The organism is Pseudomonas sp. FSO-7, from assembly GCF_059579345.1.
The window spans coordinates 3,862,732-3,881,256 of the sequence record NZ_CM184193.1 but is presented as its reverse complement, the minus strand read 5'-3'; the positions used below and the strand labels follow the sequence as shown (position 1 = coordinate 3,881,256).

The window sequence follows — 18,525 nt, the reverse complement described above, 5'->3', positions numbered from 1 at the left end:
GATGAGTGCGATGACGCAACAAGCTTTCCTGGAGATTGCGCAGCGGCTGGCTTCCTTGCCTGCGGACAAGAAAAAAGTCTTTCGCCAGCGCCTGGCCGAGAAGGGCATCGATAGCTGGCGCCTGCCGATCGTTCCCGCCGTGCTTGGCGAAGGTGAGCACATGCCGTTGGCGCAGGCGCAGCGGCGATTTCTGTCGGCGGAAGCCCTGAGTGGTCGTGCCCTTTACAATCTGTGCTCGGTACTGCGTTTCGACGGCCGCCTCGATGGCGAACGTTTGCAACAAGCCATGCAGCAGTTGACTGATCGTCATCAGATCCTGCGCACCCGCTACACGAGCGATTCCCAAGGCCAGGTGCGGCCCCATTGTGAACCGCAGCAAGTGCCGCTGCCCGTCGTCGAACCGTTGACCCTGGCGGCTTCTGAATACGAGCAGTGGTGCGCCGATGAATACGCCCGCCAGCTCGCCGAACCGTTCGATCTCGCTCAAGCGGCGCCTTGGCGCTGGCAAGCCTTCAGCGACGCGCAAGAGCAATCGACCTGGTTGTTTTTTACCATTCACCATGTGGCCTACGATGCCTGGTCGGCCCAGCAACTGACCCTTGAACTGGCCGAGGCTTACCGGGCGCTGGCATTGAATGAGCCGGCCCGACAACCCGAATTGAGTATCCAGTACGCCGATTACGCCGCGTGGGAGCGCGAGTGGCTGGACAGCGAAAGCTGCCGGCAGCACATCGATTTCTGGCGCAGCCAACTGGCGGACGCGCCCGCGCCATTGGCGTTGCCCCTGGATCGACCACGCCCTGCGCCCGCTCAACGCCGCCATAGCGGCGCGGTGCTTGCCCGGGCGCTTTCGCCGCAATTGACAACGGCGGTGGAGGCCGCGATTCGCAGTCATGGGGTGACGCTGTACATCTACGGCCTGACGGCCTTCAGTTGCCTGCTGTCGCGCTACAGTGGCGAGCATGACCTGTGCCTGGGCACCTCGGCTGCCCAACGTGATCGTCCAGAACTGGTGCCCTTGATCGGCCCGTTGCTCAATACCCTGGTGATCCGTCAGCGTTTGCACGACAACCCGGACTTCGCCACCGCGCTGCTGCGCACGCGTGACACCGTCGCGGCAGCCTTCGATCATCAGTTGCTGCCTTTCGAAAATGTCCTCGAAAGCCTTGACCGTCCGCGTTCGAGCCCGCTGTTCCAGGTGATGTTCGTCCAAGTCGATTTACCCGAAAGCCGCACCCTGACATTGCCCGGTGTCGCGGTTGAAGTACTCGACCCGCCGCAGCGTCATGCACGCTTCGACCTCACGCTGCGCCTGGTGCGTAGCGCTGACGCGCGCCTGCGCTGCGAGTTGGAATACAGCGATGAATTGTTCGACGCGGCCACGGTCGAGCAGATGCTGGATGACTTGCTGGCGATTTTCCAAGAGGCGTCGAGCCATCCCCAGCGTCGTCTGGCTGAACTGCAACTGGTTTCGCCGCCGAGTGAGCTGAATGGCCCCGCGTTGGGCGCGATACCCTTGCCGCTGGATCAGCAGGTGCTTCATTGGGCAACGCACACGCCGAACGCGGCAGCGTTATGCAGCGCTGGGCAAACCATCGACTATGCCACGCTCGGTGCCGCGTCCCGCGCACTGGCCACGCGACTGGCCGGGCAGGGTATAGGCCCGGGCCAGGTGGTTGCGCTGTGCATGCCGCGTTGCGCGGAACAACTGCTGGCGATGCTGGCCTGTTGGCAACGCGGTGCGGTGTGTCTGTTCCTTGACCCGGCACAGCCACCACAGCGACTTGCGCAGTTGCTGCAAGACAGTGGCGCGACCCTATGGGTGACACTGGCCGAGGCCCCTGAAACGGACGCCGACATGGCACGCCTGGTACTCAGCGCCGCCGACTTGTTCGCGGTGGCCTCGGACGGTCTGGGCGAGAGCCTCAGCCAGCCGCACTTGCCTGCTTACCTTATTTATACCTCGGGTTCGTCCGGCCAGCCCAAAGGCGTCCAGGTCACGCATGGCAACCTGGCGCATTACGCGAGCGCGGTCAGTCAACGCTTGCAGGCGAAGCCGGGCAGCCGCTGGGCGACGTTGGCGACCGTGGCCGCGGACCTGGGGCTGACATGCGTGTTCGCCGCGCTGAATGCCGGCGATCCGCTGATTCTGCCGCCCGCCTCGTTGACCTTCGATCCGCCCGGCTGGGCTGACTTTCTCGACGATCAGCCCGTGGATTGCCTGAAGATCGCGCCGTCGCATTTGCGCGGGCTGTTGGCGCTGGACGATGCCCGGCGGATCTTGCCCAGGGAGGTGTTGATCCTGGGCGGTGAGGGTTTCGATCACACCTTGTTCGCACGGGTGCGTGAACTGGCACCGCAACTGCGCATCTTCAACCATTACGGCCCTTCGGAAACCACGGTCGGCGTGATCTGTGGAGAAATCCAGGCCCTCGACTCCCATGATTCGGGTCTGTATCTGCCCTTGGGCCAGCCGTTAGCGGACTGCCATTTGCGCATCGTAGACGGCAATGACGTGTCGGTACCGCTGGGTGTCGCCGGCGAACTGCTGATCGCAGGCCCTCAGGTTGCCCAGGGCTACCTCGGTCAACCTGAGTTGACCGCACAAGTATTTGGTTCCACGGCCCAGGGACAACGCTTTTATCGCAGTGGCGACCGGGTTCGCCTGGATCGCAATGGGCACCTGGTGTTTCTGGGGCGTCAGGATGATCAGGTCAAGATCCGCGGTTTCCGCGTTGAACCGGGCGAGGTCAGTGCCTGGCTCGCTGCTCAGCCTCAGGTTCGCGAAGGGGCGGTGCTGGCCTGCGAGGTGAAAGGGCGTACGCAACTGGTGGCGTATCTCAGTCCCGCCCTGGCAACCGAAGCGTTGGCGGCCTTGCAAGCCGAGGCCAAGCGCCAGTTGCCGGAGCACATGGTGCCCGGTCATTGGTGGGTGCTGGATACGCTGCCGCTGACGGCCAATGGCAAGCTGGATCGGCGTGCATTGCCTGAACCGGCCGAGACCGAGTCGGCCGATGCAGCCGCTCGGCCACCCATCGGCGCCACGGAACAGCGCCTGGCGCAACTGTGGTGTCAGATTCTCGATTGCGCGTACGTGGGGCGCGAGGATGATTTTTTCGCCCTCGGTGGCGATTCGATTCTCAGCCTGCAATTGATCGGCCTGGCCTCGCGTGAAGGACTCAAGTTGCAACCGCGCGATGTTCTGCAACATCCCACCCTGGCGGCCATGGCCCTGTGCATCGACGGCCGGTTGGACCCGGTGTTGCTCAGCGTCCTCACGGCTTTCCGTGAGTTGCTTGAACAGCCGGACCTTGGGCCGGACGCCGACTTCTTTGCCGAGGGCGGGGATTCGATTCTCAGCCTGCAATTGATCGCGCGTCTGCGCCAGGCCGAACTGCGCCTGATGCCCCGGCAATTGCTGGAGAACCCCAGCGCCCGGCAACTGGCCGGGGTGCTGACGGCCTCAGTGTCCCAGGCTGTCGCACCAACGCTTGCAGCCAAAGCCGTGGAGTCGCCACGTGCACTGTCCCACGCCCAGCAACGGGTGTGGTTCATGCAACAGCTCGATCCGGCTGCAACGGCTTACAACGTTACGCAGTTGCTGGCCTTGCGCGGCGATCTGGACGTGCCGCGATTGCAACGCGCTTGCCAGACCCTTGTCTCGCGCCATGACGCGTTGCGCTGCCGGTTTTTCGAAGAGCAAGGGCAAGTCTGGCAGCGCCTGGATGAGACGAGCGCTGCAATCTTCAACGTGCATGACCTCCAGGACCTGGATGCATCACAACAGACCGCAGCCATTGCCGGGGCCGCCCAGCGCGTATTTGACCTTGTGCAGGGGCCGTTGCTGGCCGTCGATGTATTTTGTGTGGCACCGGGTGATTATCGGCTGTTGTTCAATGTGCACCACATTGCCGTGGACGGCTGGTCCATGGGCTTGCTGGTCGAGGACTTTGCGCTGATCTACCAGGACCGGGCCACGCCTGCGACCACCGGGTTGCTGTCGTTGATCGACGCGCAGCGGCGAGATCTGGAAGGGGAGCAGGGCAGCCAGTTGCTGGGCTATTGGCAACAACGCTTGCAAGGTCTGAGCAACGAACCGCTGGAACTGCCCGACCACTGCACGCGGCCGGCGCTGCAGGCATACGCCGGCGCCCGCACCGAGCTTGCCTTGCCCGTTTCGTTGAGCGCCGCAGTCGAGGCCCGTGCCAGGGCTCTGGGTGTCACGCCCTTCGTGCTGTATTTCGCCGCCTACCAACTCCTGCTCTGGCGTCATGGCGGGCGCAATGATTTCGCCATTGGCTTGCCAGTGGCAGGGCGCGAATCGGCCGAGAGCCAGGCATTGGTCGGCTTGTTCGTCAACACACTGGCGCACCGGGTGCAGATCGATGCCCGGCAAAGCCTGCAATCCTTTATCCAGGCCCTGAACGGGCGGTTGGCCGATGATTTGTCCCATCAGGCGCTGCCGTTCGAGCAACTGCTGGACCTGCTGGATGTCGAGCGCAGCCTCGATCGCACGCCGGTGTTCCAGGCCATGTTCAACTATCAGGCCGACCACCGGGATTCGCGCCGCCTCAACCTGCCGGGCGTCAGCGTGGAAACACTGGCGTTGCCGGACGGCGTGGTGAGTGCCAAGTTCGACCTGACGTTCAACCTGTTCACCCAAGGCCGCGGGACTGATGCGCGTACCGGCTTGATTGTCGAATACGCGACCGCGCTGTTGAGCCCTGGTACCACCCAACGACTGATGGAGGATTACCAGGGATTGCTCGCCAGCCTGGTCAGCCTTGATCTTCAGCAGCGCTTGCTGGAAATCCCCCTGGGCTCAGTCGCCACCCTGGCCACGGCGGGCAAATCCGTGCACCTGCAAAGCGAGGTCGATTTTGTCACGCGCTTTGAAGTCCAGGCCGCCGCTCATCCCGAGCGTATCGCGGTGTGCTGCGCTGATCGCCGCTTGAGCTACGCGGCGCTGGATGCCCAGGCCAATCGCCTGGCCCAATGGCTACTGGCGCAGGGTGTAGGGCGGGAGTCGACGATTGCCTTCTGCCTGCCTCGGGACGAAAGACTGCTGGTGTGCCTGTTGGGGATCCAGAAGGCCGGCGCTTGCTACCTGCCGCTCGACCCGGCTCATCCACCGGCACGTCAGGCGCAGATTCTCACCCGTGCTCGGCCGCAATTGCTGCTCTGCGATACGCTGTCCGCAGACGTGCCCGGGGACCTGCGCTGCTGCCTGTGGGCGGACCTGCCATTGGCGCAGTTCCCTGCCCAAGCCCCGGCCTTGGCGACGACGCTTGAGCAGTTGGCTTACACGCTCTACACCTCCGGGTCGACCGGGCAACCCAAGGGCGTGCAGATCAGTCGAGGGAATTTCGCCAACTTCCTGTTGGCCATGGAAGCGGCGCTGCCACTGGCAAACGTGCAGCGTTATCTGGCCCTGACCACCGTGACCTTCGACATTTGCGGCCTGGAGCTGTGCCTGCCGCTGGTACGCGGCGGCACCGTGGTGTTGGCCGATGATGAAGAGCGACAGGATCCCCTGTTGCTGGCGCGATTGATTCAGGACCAGGCCGTGGATCTGATCCAGGCCACGCCGGCCACCTGGGCGATGTTGCTGCAAGGCGATCGCAAGGTGCTGACCGGGCGTGTGGCCTTGGCCGGTGGTGAGGCGCTGGCGGCGGAAATGGCGACCGAGCTCAGGCAATGCGTGGCCCACCTCGTCAACGTCTACGGCCCGACAGAAACCACGGTGTGGTCCACCCAGACGCCGATCGATGCCCTGCAAGTGCCCGTCGCGCCCATTGGCCGGCCATTGCTCAACACTCGCTGCCACGTCCTCGATGAGCACTTGTGCGAAGTGCCTCCTGGCTGTGTGGGCGAGCTTTATATTGCCGGCGACGGCCTGGCCCGCGGTTATGCCGGGCAGCCGGGCTTGACCGCCGAACGCTTCATTGCCGATCCGTTCAGCCGCGACGGTGGGCGTTTGTACCGCACGGGCGACCTGGCGCGTTGGCAGCCCGATGGGCAGTTGTATTACCTGGGCCGCACCGATGACCAGATCAAATTGCGCGGTTATCGCATCGAACTGGGAGAGATCGAGGCCGTGCTGCTCAGCCACCCCGAACTGCTGCAGGCGGTCGTGGCCGTGCAGGACGAGCATCTGGCCGCCTTCTGGGTCGCCAATCCCGGCAATCCACCCGACGCAGCCTCCATCCGCACATACTTGGAAGGGCGTTTGCCGGCCTATATGTTGCCAACGCATTTGCAGGCGCTGGAGCAACTGCCCCTCAACACCAACGGCAAGGTGGATCGTAAACAGCTGCCGCGCTTGCAGGTGGAAAACCGCGCCGTGGGAGGCGTCCAGCGCGCGCTGACGGCCAGCGAGGCGTCGCTGGCCGAGGTTTGGGCAGCGGTGTTGAACCTGCAACAGATCCCCGCCGACGGTCATTTTTTCCAACTGGGCGGGCATTCGCTGATGGCGGCCCAGGTGCGTGCGCGCCTGCGTGAACAGGGCTTTGAAGTGCCTTTGCGCTGGTTGTTCGAAACGCCGGTACTGGCGGACCTTGCGCAGCGCATCGAGGGGCTTGCCCATCACCTGGATCTGGCTTCGTTGCAGATCCCTCAGGTCGACCGGCAGCTTGACCAGCCCTTGTCCTCGGCGCAGCAACGCGTCTGGTTGATGCAGCAGCTGGACCTGGCCGACAGCAGCTTCAACATGAGCAGCAATGTACGTTTGCGCGGACCACTGGACCGCCATGCCCTGGAGCGTTCATTGCACCGGCTGGTGGATCGCCATGCCATCTTGCGTACGACGTATCACCAACGTAACGGCGAGTTGTACCAGCGGATTCACGGACAAATGTCGGTGGCGTTGCAAGTGACCGTTTCGAGCGACGTGCAGTGGCCGGTCGATGCCCGCGACATTGCGCTGCGACCGTTCGACCTCGCCAGTGAGGCACCCCTGCGGGCGGTCCTGTACCGCCTCGGCGAACAGGAACATGTGCTGCAATGGGTCATGCACCATATCGCCTCCGATGGCTGGTCCGGCGCGGTGCTGGTGGATGAACTGATCCAGGGCTACGAAGCCTACAGCGCGGGTGTGCTGCCGCCACAGAGCGAGCTGGCGATCCAGTACGTCGACTATGCCGTATGGCAAGGTTCGGCGGCGGTACAGCGGCGTCAGCGCGAAGGCCTGGACTTCTGGCGGCAGACCCTGGCCGGCATTCCCGCGCAGGTGCCACTGCCGTTCGATTTCCCCCGTCCGGAGCGCGACAGCGGCACCGGGGCGGCCCTGGACTTCCAGTTGTCAGCGGCCACGGTTGGCCGGCTGAAGGCTTTCGCCCAGGACAGCTCCACGTCGCCGTTCATGGTGCTGCTGACGTGCTATGCCGCCGTGCTGCAGCGCGAAACGCAAGGCCGCGATCTGGTCATCGGTACGGACGTCGCCAACCGCGACCATCCGGCCACTGAATCGCTGATCGGTTTTTTCGTCAATCTGCTGGCCTTGCGTATCCGCCTGCAACCGGAGCTGAGTTTGCGTGAGCAAGTACAGCAGGTCCGGGAGATTTGCCTGCAAGCATTCGCCTGGCAGGACACGCCGTTCGAGCGCGTCGTCGAATGCCTGGAGCTGCCACGGGTGGCGAATGTCCACCCGCTGTTGCAGACGTTGTTTGTCCTCGACAACACGCCGCGCCAGCAACGCCAACTCGGCAGTTTGCAGGTTGAGCCACTGACGGGCGAGCAGCACCATTCCAAGTTCGACATGGCCCTGTTCGCCAGTGAAGACGACGATGTGTTCAACCTGCGCTGGGTGTATCGCACCAGCCTGTTCCGCCCGGCCACGGTCGAACGCTTGCGTGATGCCTTCGAGTCGCTGCTGGACATGGCCCTCGGCGCGCCGGACAACCCAATCGACACCCTGATTCCGACTCCAAAGGGAGCTGCTGCAATGTCCACGGACAATCCGTTGCAACGCAAAATGAGCAAATTGGGCAAGATGCGCCAGAGCGGATCGCCCGTTACCCGCGAGCCCTTTGAAGCCCGGCCGCTGCGCGAAGGTTCGACGTTCCCCTTGTTGATTCAACTGCGCGACCGCGAGCTGGCGCCGGCCGTTTGGGCGGAGGCCAACCGTGAGAAGGTCGAAAGCTGGTTGCGCGAGCACGGCGGCATTCTCTTGCGTGGCTTTGATTTACCAACGCCGGCGGCTTTCGAAGCCTTTTGCCAGGCGCTGTGTCCGCAGCTGTATGGTCAGTACGGTGACCTGCCGAAGGAAGAGGGCGGCAAGAATATCTACAAGTCCACGCCCTATCCCAAGGATCGGATGATTCTGTTCCACAACGAGAGCGCTCATCAGCATCGCTGGCCGCGTCGCCAATGGTTTTACTGCCAGATACCCGCCACTTCCGGTGGCGCGACCCCGATCGTCGACAGCCGCCAGGTCTACCGTGAGCTGCCCGCCTGGCTGCAAGCGAACCTGCGTCGCAAACAACTGATGTATGTGCGCAACTTCAGCACCAGCCTGGACGTCAGCTGGCAGCACTTCTTCCAGACCGAGGAGCGCGAGCAAGTCGAGCGGATCTGCCGTGAGAGCAATATCGATTTCGAGTGGCGCGGCGTCAACGATCTGCACACCCGTCAGGTTTGCCCTGCGGTGATCCTGCACCCGCTGACGGGAGAGGAGAGTTTCTTCAATCAGATCCAGCTTTATCACCCGGCCTTTCTCGATGCCGATGTGCGCGAGCAGTTCCTACGCGATGGTGAAACGGCGATGCCGAGACAAGTGTTCTACGGTGACGGTTCCGAGCTCGAGCCGAGTGCCATCGAGGCCATCAACGTGGCCTACGACCGTTGTGCCGTGCGTTTCGACTGGCAGCAGGGCGATGTGGTCATGCTCGACAACATGCTGGCGGCCCACGCCCGGGATCCGTTCGAGGGCGAGCGTAAAATCGTGGTGGCCATGGGCGAAATCTATGGTCGTGATCAGGTGATGGCTGCGCCGGCGCAGACCGAAGAGACACACGCAGAGTTGAAACCATGATGGACCTTGGACTAACGCTTTCACCTCAACAAAAACAACTGGCCCAGGCCAATCCCCAGGCCTGGCGCTGGGTTCGGATGCAACTGTCGGGGGTGCCCGAGGCCACTGTCCAACAGCGATTGCGTGACGGCTTGCAGCAGCACCAGGCGCTACGCTTGCGCTACGAGCGCCCGGTCGGCGCCACGGGACTACGCCAGCGTGTGGTCGAGCCCCTCGAATTGCGCCTGAGCTGGCGTGAGGGACGCTCAGGTGACGGGCAGGATGAGCAACAGTGGTTGTGTGAGGCCCAGGCGCATTGCCTTGCCGAACAACCCGATGTGTTGGCCTGGTTACTCGACGATTGTCTGCTGTTGGCGCTCCCGGTGTATTCGCTGGATCAGCGCAGCCTGATCCAGTTGCAGGCGCAATTGCTGGGGCGTGCCGCGTCGTTTGAAAGCGAACCCATGCAGTACGGCGAATACGTCGAATGGATCAATGGCCTGCAACTGGACGAGGATGCCGAGCAGGGCACGCAGTTCTGGCGCAACCTGGCCTTGCAGGACGTGCCGGGCATGCGCCTGATCGAGCGCTATGGCATCGCCAGTGGCAACCATGCCGTTGTTCGGCTAACGCTTGCGCAGACACTGCCAGCGGCGTTGACGGCGCTGGCCGAGCGCGAAGGCGTGGCGGTCGAACCCCTGGTCCTGGCCGCCTGGGGCTCCTTGCTGGGCAGGCTGAATGGGCAGCAGCACGCCCAGTTGGGTTTGCAGCACGATCCTCGCGATGACTATGAAGAGCTCTCGGGAGCCTGTGGGGTGTTCGAGCAGACGCTGCCGATGGTGGTGCGGATGTCCGAACACAGCACCTGGATCAACCTGGCCCGACCATTGGCGCGGCAACTGGAAAACGCGGTGGCTTGGCAGGAATATGTCGGTCAGGCTCAGTTGCTACCGGAGTGGCGTGCCAGTTTTCAGACCGGGCTGCGTGTCGTGCATGCACCGCTGCTGCAGGGTCTGCAAGTCCTGTCCTTCGACACCCCGGTCGAATTGCAAGTGCAGTTGACGCTCGATGCCCAGGGCAGGGGGGAGCTGACACTGGCCTACGACTGTGGTCTGTATCGTGAAGGGCAGATGCAGATATTGCTCAAGCGCTTCGCCCATTGGCTCGAGCAATTGCTGCAGTCACCCAACGGCCTCATCAATGGCGTCGATCCGCACTTGCCCGAGGAGTTGCTGGCGTTGCCGACGCGTCCCGCCCTGGCGCCGGATCTCGATATTGTCGCCACCCTGCGCGAGCACGCCCGGGCACAACCGGATCGGCCGGCGCTGCGCTATGCGGAGCAGCTGTTCTCTTACGCCGAGCTCGATGCCTTGAGCGATCGTGTGGCCGGCAGCCTGCGTCAGGCCGGTGTCGGTCGTGAACAAGTGGTGGGTCTGTATTTGCCCCGGGGGGCGCAGATGCTGATCGCGATGCTGGCCTGCTTCAAGGCCGGTGCTGCCTATCTGCCCCTTGATCCTCAACAACCCCCGCTGCGGCTGGCCGATATTATCGAGGATGCCCGACCGGCGCTGTTGCTGCACGTAGAGGGTCTGCTGCCCGATACCTCGGTCGACACCCTGTGCTGGTCGCAGGCCTGCACGGGGCCGGTGTTCGATTCGCCGGTGCAGGGCACGGCGCAAGACCTGGCCTATGTGCTCTATACCTCGGGCACCAGCGGCAAGCCCAAAGGTGTGCAAATCGAGCAAGGTCAATTGCGCCATTACGTCACGCAAGTGACCCGCGCCCTCCGGTTGCCCGAGGCCGGCCATTATGGCCTGGCGTCTTCACTGCTCGCGGACCTGGGAAACACTGTGTTGTTTCCGGCCTGGTTGCAGGGCGGTTGCGTGCATGTGCTGGAGCAGTCCACCGTGACCGATGCCCGGGCGTTCGCCGAAGAACTTCAGCGCTACCCGTTGGACGTGCTCAAAATCGTTCCTTCGCACCTCGAAGCACTGATGGGCGAACACGCTCACAGCGACATGCTTCCACGCCAGGTCCTGGTACTGGGCGGAGAGCCGATCAGTGAGCATTTTCTGAGCCGTCTGGCCCAAGCGAAACCGGCCTGTCGCCTCTACAACCATTACGGTCCGACAGAGACCACGGTGGGCGTGCTATGGCGGGCGATCGATGTCAGCCAGGGCGTGAGTGGTTGCGCCTTGAATCAAGTCTTGGGTGATAACCGCATCCATTTGCTCGACGACCAGCAACGCGCGGTGCCGTCAGGCCAGGCCGGGGAGTTGTGCATCAGTGGCGCCAGTGTCGGGCGCGGTTATGTGGGCGGTGTCGGTGGCAGTGCCTTTGGTGTCGATCCGCTCAGTGGTAGCCGCTTGTATCGCACCGGCGATCTCGCGTTGCGCCAGGCCGATGGTGCCGTGCGCATTCTTGGGCGCAATGATCAGCAGGTGAAAATCCGCGGCTTTCGCCTGGAGTTGGCGGAAGTCGAACAGGCTTTGTTGGCCCAGCCGGGCGTGTTGCAGGCCGCTGTCTTGCTGGACGGCGAAGGCGACCATGGGCGCTTGCTGGCTTTCGTGGTCAAAGACGATGCCCGGTTGCAGACCACCGAGCACCTGGGCGCCGCCCTGGCTCGCCAGTTACCGGACTACATGCTGCCCAGCGGTATCCTTGCGCTCAAGACGCTGCCCCTGAACAGCAATGGCAAGCTGGATCGCAAGAACCTGCTCGAACGGGCCAGGCAGCGTTTGCAGAACACCCGCGTGGCACCTGTCGGCGAGCTTGAAACGGCTATTCTGGCCATCTGGTGCGAGGTGCTGGGTGTCGACGAGCTGGGGGTGACCGACAATTTCTTCAATGTTGGCGGGCACTCGCTGGCGGCGATCAAAGTGGTGTCACTGATTCGCGAGCGTCTGTCTCTCGAGTTGCCGACCAATCTGCTGTTCGAGCGCCATACCGTGCGCGATCTGGTGCATGGCCTGGGCGATGGCGACAGCGGCGGCCCATGGAAAGTCTTGAATGACGCGGATGAGCATTCGCCGGCCCTGCTGCTGGTGCACGGGGCGCAAGGGCACCTGCAGGCGTATCAGCCGCTGGTAGACAATCTAAGTGGTAAAGTCGCGGTCTTTGGCCTGGCCGCCCTGGAAAAGGGCTGGGATGAGGGCGACATGGACGCGCTATTGCGACAATACGTGGCGAGCATCCCCGTCCACCTGAAACGCCGCCCGCTGGTGCTGCTGGGCTGGAGCCTGGCGTCGCGGCTGGCATTGATGCTGGTGCCCCATCTGCAAGCCAGCGGCTTTGCTGTCGAAGGGCTTGTGGTACTCGATCACGATGCGCAGCGCAGCCTGGCCGGGGAAGGCGATGAGGCGGGCCAGTTGATTGCGGATTTTGCTTTCTACTGCCGCACTCACGCCCAGCCCATCGGTGAGTCGCTGCGCGAGCGTCTGACGGGCCTGTTGGCAGGTCTGGACTACGCCGAGGGGGTTGCCCGGTTGCTCGACGATGCCCAGGTGCGTGCGCATCTGCAATGGGAAGCCGCCGATGCTGATTTGCTCACGCTATTGGCGCAATATCGCTCGATCAAGAAGCGCTTGTATGAGCAATCCTTGCCCACCGTTGATGTGCCGCTGTGGCTCTGGCGCGGCAATGCCCATGCCGATTTGCGTGCTCAGTGGCAGGCGCATACCCGCCAGGCTGTTCGCCAGTGGACACTGGACGTGGGGCATCACGAGATGCTCGGAGCGCCGCGATTGGTCGAAAGCCTGTTGCCTTTACTGTTGCAAACCTCTGCCAAGGTGGTGTCTGCCTCATGATGTTATTGAAAGAACTGCTGCACGACGCTCGATGGCGCATTCTGCTGGCGATTCTGAGTAGCGCCTTGAGTGCGGCAACCAGCATCGGCCTGATCGGATACATCAACCGCAGCCTGGAGCACGGGCTCGATGATATCGGCCGGGGCTTGTTGCTGTTCGGGGGCCTGCTGATCCTGTTGTTCATCAGTGGTGTCACGTCGCAATGGTTGCTGGTGCAGATCGGGCATCGCCTGGTTTACCAATTGCGCCTGCGCCTGGTAGGCAAGGTGTTGGGCACAGCCCTCGAACGCATCGAGCGGCTGGGCAGCCCGCGTATCTACAATGCGCTGACCAAGGACGTGACCACCGTCGCCACGGCGTTCAAGCAATTGCCGATTTCCTTGTACAACGGCTTGCTGCTGTTGGCGGGGCTCGCTTACATGGCCTGGCTGAGCCTGCCGTTCTTCTTCCTGACCCTGGGGGTGATCGCCCTTGGGGTCGGTCTTGATGTACTGCTGGGGCGCAAGGTCAAGACCCTGATGCAGGCCGTGCGGCAGCAGGACGACCAGTTGACCGAGCAGTTCGAGGCGGCTATCCAGGGGCGTTGCGAGTTGGGCCTGAGCCGGGAGCGCCGACACCTGCTCTATGAACACAAGCTCGAACCGATCGCGCGGGCCTCGCTGGATGCGTCGGTACGTGCCGACACGCTGTGGGCGGTGAACCTGAACTGGACGACACTGTTGGTGTTCGTGCTGATCGGTACGTTGTTCTTCCTCGGCCAGGGGCTGGGGTTGCTCAGCCAACAGGTCGTGGTGGGTTACGTGCTGGCAATCATGTTTCTGCGCACGCCGATCTCGATGATCCTGGATGCCATTCCAGCGGTCATTCGCGGCCATGTCGCCTTGCAGGCCATCGACGCCCTGGCGCTGGGTGAGACGGTGCAGTTCAAGACCCCTGCGCAAGCGGCGCAACCCTTCGGCGAGTTGCGCCTGTCAAACGTGCATTATCGCTATCCCGGGCAGAGTGACGAGTTCGCATTCGAGCTGGGGCCGATCGACCTGACGATTCGTCGCGGCGAGCTGATTTTCATTGTCGGGGGTAATGGCAGTGGCAAGTCGACCCTGGCCAAGCTGCTGACGGGGCTCTACGTGCCGACTTCGGGACAGGTCTCGCTGAACGGTGCGGTACTCGATGCCAGCACCAGCGAGTGGCATCGTGAGCACTTCGCCGCCATTTTTGCCGACTTCTATCTTTTCGCCGATGTGCTGGGCGAAGCGGGTAATCATGAAGGGCTTGAGGCCCGGGTGGATCATTATCTGGAGCGCCTCGGGTTGGCTCATAAAGTCGAATTCGCGGCTGGACGCCTGTCGACCACGGCGCTGTCCCAGGGCCAGCGCAAGCGCCTGGCACTGTTGCTGCTGATGATGGAGGGGAGGGAGGTGTTCCTGCTGGACGAATGGGCGGCGGATCAGGACCCGGTGTTCCGCCATGTGTTCTACAACGAACTGCTGCCCGAGCTGAAGGCGGCCGGCAAGACGGTGATTGCAATCACCCACGACGACCGCTATTTCGATGTCGCCGACCGAGTCTATCGTCTCGACTATGGCCATCTCGTGGACTACGACCGAACGACCGAGAACCCTTTCCAACTGGCGAAATAGGGTTGCCGTTAAACGGGCTGCTCCTGCCGTTTGCACTCATCGAGGGGGCAACTGCTGCAATAGCCGACGCCGGGAAGGCGGTAGCGAATGCAGCAGATGCGCCTCAGGCGCTGCGGCTCGTCCTCGCCGATATCGTGGTAATGCACAGGGGCGAACAAAGGATTGCGCCGGCCGTCGGGCCGCAGGCGGGCGTTCAGGATTTCTCTGGCCGGCGCGGTGCTGTGTGCACTGGCCAACGGGTGCAGGTCGATACGGCTGGTGACGAACTCGAACGTATTGCCGGCATTGCTCCAGAACAACCGCGGCGACGCCCCGGAGACTTTGGCCAGGGTTTCGATGACGGGCTCCAGATGATCCTCGATCAGGGTATGAAATCGCTCGAAGGCCGTGCAGGGAGGCAAAGGGTGGCCGGCATGGGCCACGTGCAACGCTTGCGGCCTGGCGTCATTGCCCAGTTGTACCCCGGTATCGGCAAGGGCAAGCGGCAGATCGCACTGCTGGAGCAGATTGGCGGCCATCACGGGGGCCAGGAACGTGCTGAAGTACCATTTGGACCACAGCGATACCAGGGCCAGGCGCTCATCGGTTTTGTAGCGTGCCTGCAGGTCGTCGACGAATGCACCGAAATATTCGAGCTGGAAGAATCTGTCGCCCGGCACGTCTGTACGGGGATGGCTGCGCAGTTGCAGCTTTTCACCATGCTCGGCAAGCGGACCGGTGAACAGCGGGGCAAGGCTGGGGATCATCGACTCATCCGTGGACCGCGAATTGAGAGCGGTTATCGTTCAGAGGGGGTCGAAGTATAAACAGGGCGTTGCCGTCTTGCGACTGTTCATCGTCGATAGGGAAATTTGAGAACAGTGTATGAATTTTTAAAAATTAATGAGAATCGCTACCATTAGTATTGTATCGTAGGCGTCTTTCCGCCATGTCAGTCAAGGAGCAAGCAATGAGTTTGGACAGTCCGGATACGCGCTTTCTGGTTGTAGTCAATGATGAGGAGCAGTACTCGATCTGGCCGGATTATCGAAGCGTGCCCGACGGCTGGCGCACGCTCGACATGAAAGGCAGCAAGCAAGAGTGTCTGGACTATATCGAAAAGGTCTGGACCGATATGCGCCCGCTGAGCCTGCGCCAGGCCATGCAGGTACAAGGACAGGGCTGATCGCCCGCGACAGAGTTTTCACCTCAGGGATTCAATATGGAAAGCGTCCAGCCCCGTCTATCATCCAGCGCAACCTTCACGCTGGAACAGTTTCGTCAGCAAGCACCGCGTGAACTGAACACCAACCCGTATCTTCAGCGCCAGGCGGCCCGTGAATCGAATGCCCGGTCTTATCCGCGGCGTATTCCGTTGGCGCTGCAAGAGGCCCATGGCCTCTATGTTCGTGATACCCAGGGTCAACTGTTCATGGATTGTCTGGCGGGGGCGGGGACTCTGGCGCTGGGGCATAACCACCCGGTAGCCATCGCTGCCATGCGCCAGACGCTCGACTCCGGCTTGCCCTTGCACACCCTGGATCTGACGACACCGGTCAAGGATCGCTTCGTCGAAGACCTGTTCAATGCGCTGCCGGAAAACTTTGCCCGTCATGCGCGCATCCAGTTCTGCGGTCCGACCGGGGCCGATGGTATCGAGGCGGCATTGAAACTGGCGAGGACGGCCACCGGACGTAAACCGATTCTGTCGTTCTCGGGCGGCTACCACGGGATGACACTGGGAACATTGAGTCTGATGGGCAACCTGGGGCCGAAACAGGCACTGGGCTCGCTGATGGCCGATGTGCAATTCCTGCCGTATCCCTATGACTACCGTTGTCCGTTCGGCATCGGCGGCGAAGCCGGTGTCGATGCCGGGTTGCACTTTATCGAGCAACTGCTCAGCGACCCGGAATCGGGTGTGCTGCCCCCCGCGGCGGTGGTGGTCGAAGTCGTGCAGGGCGAGGGCGGCGTGATCCCGGCGCCGATACGCTGGCTCCAGGGCTTGCGCCAATTGACCCGTAAGTTTGGCGTGGCGCTGATCATTGATGAAGTCCAGACCGGCCTGGGTCGTACCGGCAAACTGTTTGCTTTCGAGCACGCGGATATCGAGCCCGATATCCTCGTACTCTCCAAAGCCATCGGTGGTGGCCTGCCGTTGGCCGTGATGGTGTACCGCGAAGAGTTGGATACCTGGAAACCAGGTGCCCATGCCGGCACATTCCGCGGCAATCAAATGGCGATGGCAGCGGGGGCTGCGACGCTGCGCCATATCATCAGCGAAGACTTGCCGGGACATGCCGAGGTCATGGGGCAACGACTCATGGGCGCTCTGCGCCAGTTGCAAAATCGCTATGCGTGCCTGGGCCAAGTACGCGGCCGCGGGCTGATGGTGGGTGTGGAAATCGTCAGCGACGCGGCGAACGACAGTCGTGTCCCGGCAGCCGATACGGCATTGGCCCAGGCCATCCAGCGTCAATGCCTGCGCCTGGGCGTCATTCTGGAGCTCGGGGGGCGCCATGGTGCCGTTGTGCGGTTCCTGCCGCCATTGATCATCCAGGCCGAGGAAGTCGACGTGCTGGTTGAACTGTTCCAGGTTGCCCTGGCCAATGCCCTCGTGGAGGTCAAGGGCAGGGCGTTGCACATCGCGTGAAATGCCGCAGTGTGAGAGCCAAGCCTGCTCGCGATGACGGCGGCACATTCAGTATCAGTGCAACCTGACCCACCGCTATCGCGAGCAAGCTCAGCTCCCACAAGGATTTGTGGTGAACGCGGGATCAGTAGTCCCAGTAGGCCGCTACCCAACGAAAGGCGTCACCGTCGACCGCCACCCGGCCAACGGAGGGGAATGGCAGGTGAGTGGCGACCAGCAGCTCACCGGACGCCGCCGCTTCTTGCATCAGGCGGACCCGAACGCGGACCGATTCTTCAGGGTCATGTTCAAAGCCGTTGTGCCAGTCGGGGTGGTCGAAGGCGACCGGGAACAAGGCATCGCCAGCGAACGTCAAGCGCTCCTCGCCGCAGGTCACGTGGACCACGCTGTGCCCTGGTGTATGGCCGCCGGTGCGCTTGACGACCACACCCGGGGCGACCTCGTAGGTTTCTTCGAATGTGCGCAGTTTGTCGTGGTAGTCGTTCATGAATTGTCCGGCGGTGGCGCGCAGCACGTCCGGTACCGGCGAGGGCATGGAGGTGAGGGAGAAATCGGGCGCCGCCCAGAAGGCTACCTCGGTCGCTGCCACGTGGATCCGCAGGTCTGGACGCAGCCGGCTCTTCACCTCATCGACCAGCAGCCCGCCAATGTGGTCCATGTGCATGTGGGTAATCACCACGTCGGTCACCGACGCCAGATCGATCCCGGCGGCGGCCAGGCGCTTGGGAAACTGCCCGGCCCGTGGGAACCCGGGGAACTGGCCGCCGAGCCCGGCATCGACCAGTATGGTCTGTTCGCCGCTACGCACCACCAACACGTTCAGTGCCCAATCGAAGGCGTCCGGGCCCAGGAACATGTCCTTGAACCAGGCCGCGCGGGCGGCTGGGTCGGCATTGGTGGACATCGTCGCGGTCGGCAGCGGCAATACCCCATCACTGACCACCAGTACGTCGATCTCACCAATCTTCAGCGCGTAACGCGAAGGGACCAACTCCTCGTACGAGGTCGCGTGCAAGCTCATGTTTGAATCCGGATGCATTCCATCCTTTGCAGCAGGGGCGTTCAAATGCGTGGTCATGGTCGTTCTCCGAAGGCTTGGCTCAGGGATTTGGCGAAAGCCGCCTTTCTCGGCATGAGAAAGTGGGTGTCGCTGGAGAATGAGTCTGCATGGGGCCGGACCACGTTCGATACCATACGTGGGTATGTCGCGCAGGTGCTTTAGCGTGATTGACCCCAGCAAAAGGTATGGGTATTCAGTGAGCCGGGGAGACGGTGGCACTTGCGCCATTGATGCAAACAGACCCACCGCTTTCGCGAGCACGCTCGCTCCCACAGGGCTCTGGAGGTGTTCAGGCGTTTTGTATTCACGCAGGCCCCTTGTGGGAGCGAGCTTGCTCGCGATGGCGGCGGCACAATCGACATCGATTCAAGCGGACC

The 18,525-nt window shown here is 62.6% G+C and carries 7 protein-coding genes; 5 read left to right on the top strand and 2 right to left on the bottom strand.

What is annotated here, in order from left to right; translation table 11 throughout:
* Positions 1–10 precede the first annotated feature (10 nt).
* The 3 genes from AC515T_RS16770 to AC515T_RS16760 are packed head-to-tail and all read left to right on the top strand — an operon-like array spanning position 11 to position 14,456.
* Positions 11–9,031 carry an amino acid adenylation domain-containing protein gene (locus AC515T_RS16770; RefSeq protein ID WP_496529236.1) on the top strand — a complete coding sequence of 3,007 codons (9,021 nt, stop codon included), beginning with the start codon at positions 11–13 and terminating at the stop codon, positions 9,029–9,031.
* Positions 9,031–12,816, top strand: coding sequence for a non-ribosomal peptide synthetase (locus tag AC515T_RS16765; RefSeq protein WP_496529235.1), 3,786 nt, complete (start codon positions 9,031–9,033; stop codon positions 12,814–12,816). Before AC515T_RS16770 ends, AC515T_RS16765 begins: the two co-directional genes overlap by 1 nt.
* The gene (locus AC515T_RS16760; protein ID WP_496529234.1) at positions 12,813–14,456 is read left to right on the top strand and encodes a cyclic peptide export ABC transporter; all 1,644 of its coding nucleotides are present in this window, start codon (positions 12,813–12,815) and stop codon (positions 14,454–14,456) included. The genes AC515T_RS16765 and AC515T_RS16760 overlap by 4 nt, the downstream gene beginning before the upstream one ends.
* A gap of 8 nt (positions 14,457–14,464) precedes the next feature.
* On the opposite strand, the gene fhuF is transcribed toward AC515T_RS16760, so the two are convergent.
* Positions 14,465–15,202 (bottom strand): siderophore-iron reductase FhuF, encoded by a 738-nt coding sequence (gene fhuF / locus AC515T_RS16755; protein WP_496529233.1) that lies wholly within the window; start codon positions 15,200–15,202, stop codon positions 14,465–14,467.
* 203 nt (positions 15,203–15,405) lie between these two features.
* Between fhuF and AC515T_RS16750 the strand changes: the two genes are divergently transcribed.
* Together AC515T_RS16750 and AC515T_RS16745 are read left to right on the top strand one after the other, a co-directional pair.
* Positions 15,406–15,621 carry an MbtH family protein gene (locus tag AC515T_RS16750; protein ID WP_431081913.1) on the top strand — a complete coding sequence of 72 codons (216 nt, stop codon included), beginning with the start codon at positions 15,406–15,408 and terminating at the stop codon, positions 15,619–15,621.
* A 36-nt stretch (positions 15,622–15,657) separates the two neighbouring features.
* Positions 15,658–17,088: a diaminobutyrate--2-oxoglutarate transaminase gene (locus AC515T_RS16745; protein WP_496529232.1), complete on the top strand. Its 1,431-nt coding sequence runs from the start codon at positions 15,658–15,660 to the stop codon at positions 17,086–17,088.
* 124 nt (positions 17,089–17,212) lie between these two features.
* On the opposite strand, the gene AC515T_RS16740 is transcribed toward AC515T_RS16745, so the two are convergent.
* Positions 17,213–18,166 (bottom strand): MBL fold metallo-hydrolase, encoded by a 954-nt coding sequence (locus AC515T_RS16740; protein ID WP_496529231.1) that lies wholly within the window; start codon positions 18,164–18,166, stop codon positions 17,213–17,215.
* Between the last annotated feature and the right edge of the window lie 359 nt (positions 18,167–18,525).

Excerpts from the sequence above, each read along its gene's own strand:
- AC515T_RS16745 (WP_496529232.1), top strand. The coding sequence starts at position 15,658 with ATGGAAAGCGTCCAGCCCCGTCTATCATCCAGCGCAACCTTCACGCTG.
- fhuF (WP_496529233.1), bottom strand. The coding sequence starts at position 15,202 with ATGATCCCCAGCCTTGCCCCGCTGTTCACCGGTCCGCTTGCCGAGCAT.
- AC515T_RS16760 (WP_496529234.1), top strand. The coding sequence starts at position 12,813 with ATGATGTTATTGAAAGAACTGCTGCACGACGCTCGATGGCGCATTCTG.
- AC515T_RS16740 (WP_496529231.1), bottom strand. The coding sequence starts at position 18,166 with ATGACCACGCATTTGAACGCCCCTGCTGCAAAGGATGGAATGCATCCG.
- AC515T_RS16750 (WP_431081913.1), top strand. The coding sequence starts at position 15,406 with ATGAGTTTGGACAGTCCGGATACGCGCTTTCTGGTTGTAGTCAATGAT.
- AC515T_RS16765 (WP_496529235.1), top strand. The coding sequence starts at position 9,031 with ATGGACCTTGGACTAACGCTTTCACCTCAACAAAAACAACTGGCCCAG.
- AC515T_RS16770 (WP_496529236.1), top strand. The coding sequence starts at position 11 with ATGACGCAACAAGCTTTCCTGGAGATTGCGCAGCGGCTGGCTTCCTTG.